This window comes from Janthinobacterium sp. (assembly GCF_031995485.1).
Classification (GTDB): Bacteria; Pseudomonadota; Gammaproteobacteria; order Burkholderiales; family Burkholderiaceae_D; genus Janthinobacterium.
In genome coordinates this window covers 1-2,876 of sequence record NZ_DAMAGB010000092.1, presented here as the reverse complement: position 1 = coordinate 2,876, position 2,876 = coordinate 1, and the positions used below count along the sequence as shown (strand labels likewise).

At 59.6% G+C, this 2,876-nt stretch carries 2 protein-coding genes and 1 pseudogene; 2 read left to right on the top strand and 1 reads right to left on the bottom strand.

Features of this window, described 5'->3' with window-relative positions; all coding sequences use genetic code 11:
- The coding region (locus tag RTQ46_RS27090) for a pyrimidine/purine nucleosidase domain-containing protein (protein ID WP_312440714.1) at positions 1–701 on the bottom strand (701 nt) is incomplete at its 3' end.
- 310 nt (positions 702–1,011) lie between these two features.
- Here RTQ46_RS27090 and RTQ46_RS27085 point away from each other — a divergent pair.
- On the top strand, positions 1,012–2,517 hold the full coding sequence (locus RTQ46_RS27085; RefSeq protein WP_312440713.1) for an oligopeptide:H+ symporter: 1,506 nt from the start codon (positions 1,012–1,014) through the stop codon (positions 2,515–2,517).
- A gap of 130 nt (positions 2,518–2,647) precedes the next feature.
- Positions 2,648–2,876, top strand: a pseudogene (locus RTQ46_RS27080) (IS1595 family transposase); the annotation flags it as partial.

Sequence of the window (2,876 nt, the reverse complement as noted above, 5' to 3'; positions counted from 1 at the left end):
AGGTCGTTGACGATCGGGTTCGGCGACTCGGCGGCGATAATGCCCGGCTCGGTAATGCCCAGGTAGCGGCCGTTGTGCAGGCGCTGCTTGGCGTGGCCGATGGTGGCGCCCTTCATCGGGCCCTTCATTGCGCCCGGCCCGCAGCCGGTGCAGATATCGAGGCCGCGCAGGCCCAGCTGGTAACCCACTTCCTTCGAATAATTGTATTCGGCACGGTTGATCGAATGGCCGCCCCAGCACACCACCAGGTTCGGATTCAGCTGGGTTTGCAGCACATTGGCGTTGCGCAGGATGTGGAACACGGCGTCGGTCACGCCTTCCGTGCTCTGCAGGTCGAATTTCGGATTGCCCGTCACTTCATCGCTGACAAAGATAATGTCGCGCAGCACGGCAAACAGGTGTTCGTGGATACCCTTGACCATCTTGCCGTCGACAAACGCGATCACCGGCGCGCCCTTGATGTCGAGCTTGATGCCGCGCTCGCGCTGGATGATGGAAATGTCGAACGACTCGTAGCGTTCCAGCAAGGCGCGGCCATCATCGATGGTGCTGCCGCAGTTCAGTACCGCCAGCGCACAGCGGCGGAAAGTGTTGTACAGGCCGCCCTGGCTGGTGTCGAGCAATTTGTTGACTTCGGTCTTGGAGAGCACGTCCAGGCGGCCCTCCGGTGAAACCAGAGCATCGATAACGTCGTGTTCCATAATGCGAATTTCCTTTAAAAATCGATCCTCGAATGTCTTGCAGCACCAATATACGACAAGTCGGCCCGCTTGTGCTGCCGCATGGCAAAAACACCATCGACGCCCCTTGCCTGCAAACCGGTTTGACTGATATGAAACAGCCATTCTTGCTAATGCGAATGGAAACCTTCGCTCAGCGCAATTTGTAGATTAGAATGCCTGCCTATTGCGATTCCCGTCCGTCCGGTACTTCATGAGAGTGCCAGCCAGCCGCAGGATTGCATATGATTGTTTTATCGACAGACTATAAAAATTTTTCAGGAGGAACCGCATGAGCGGTGCGACTACGCCCAACAAGGAAGCCGTAATTCCCGAGTTCAAGCAGATCATGGGCCATCCTAGCCCACTGTGGATGTTGTTCATGACTGAATTCTGGGAACGCTTCGCGTTCTACGGAGTTCGCTGGGCGCTGGTCCTGTATATCGTCGCCCAGTTCCACGGTGGCGACGCATCGGGACAGGCTGCGGCCAACCTTACCTATGGTTCCTTCCTCGCGCTGGTGTATGCCGGCGCCCTGTTCGGCGGCTATATCGCCGACCGCGTGATCGGCTATCAGCGCTCGATCCTGCTGGGCGCCGTCTTCATGGCCGCCGGCCTGTTCTGCATCGCCGTGCCCAACCAGGACATCTTCAACCTGGGCCTGGCCACCATGATCGTCGGTAACGGCATGTTCAAGCCGAACATCTCGACCATGGTCGGCAAGCTGTACACGACCGCCGATCCGCGCCGCGACAGCGGCTTCACGATCTTCTACATGGGCATCAACATGGGCGCGATGGTCGCTCCCGTCTTCACCCAGTGGCTGGCCGAATCGATCTTTGGCACCGGCGGCATGCCGTCGTACAAGGTGGTGTTCATGGCAGCCGGCGTCGGCATGCTGATCAGCCTGGTGTGGTTCTATATCGGCCGCAACGCCCTGAAAGGCATCGGCGCACCGGAAGCGCATGCGGCCAATCCGATGCGCGTGGTGTATGTGGCGCTCGGCTGCCTGTGCGTGATTCCCGTGATGTACTTCCTGCTGACCGTTGGCGCCGCCAACCTGCAGATCGTGCTGACCATCCTGTTTGTCGGCCTGTCCGTCATGCTGATGATCGAAGGTATCCGCAGCGGCAAGGTCGCACGCGACAAGACGATTGCCATGCTGGTGATCTTTGCGTTCAATATCCTGTTCTGGATGTTCTTCGAACAGGCGGGCAGCTCGTTTACCTTCCTGGCCGAGAACATTGTCAACCGCGACCTGGGATTCTGGACCTTCCCGACCGCCTACTTCCAGACCGTCAACTCGGTGGCCATTATCGTCTTCGCGCCGATCATCGCCGCCGTGTGGGTATTCCTGGCGCGCCGCAACGTCAACCCGTCGATCCCGCGCAAATTCGGCCTGGGCCTCCTGGGCAATGCCGCCGCCTTCGGCCTGCTGATCTTCGCACTGTCGAGCCTGGTTGATGGCAACAACAAGATCCCGTTCTGGACCCTGTTCATGGTCTACGTGATCCAGTCGATCGGCGAGCTGTGCCTGTCGCCTATCGGCCTGTCGATGGTCACCAAGCTGGCGCCAGTTCGCCTGGTCGGCATGGGCATGGGCGGCTGGTTTCTGTCGACCGGTATCGGCAACAACCTGTCCGGCATCTTCGCCAGCCACGTCAGCGGCGACAGCGGCATGTCCGTGCCGTCGGCCCTGTCCGGCTACACCTTCGGCTTCTGGTCGCTGCTGGGCGCAGGCCTGGTGCTGTTCCTGATCGCACCGCTGATCAACAAACTGATGCACGGCGTGAAGTAATTCGCTCCCGCTTCATGAAAACGGCGGCCTGCGGGCTGCCGTTTTTTTAGGCTATGTCAGCGAAAAAGGTGGAAACGTTCTGACGTTGCTGAGGTCTAAATGATCAGGAATTTCCTTTCAGGAGACGGTCATGCATCCAGTCCAGTGGCAGGCGCTCATCGCTCAATTCTCGCAGTTGTCGCGGCGCCAGCGCCTCACCGGCATCGCGCTACTGCAAGACGGTGTGCAAGATGCCGCCATCGCCCTGATCGAGCAGACGGCGCAGGCTGGCCTGCGTTGTCCGGCCTGCGGTGCCACGCATATTCACCGGCACGGCCATGCCCATGGCTTGCAGCGCTATCGCTGCGTGCCCTGCGGCA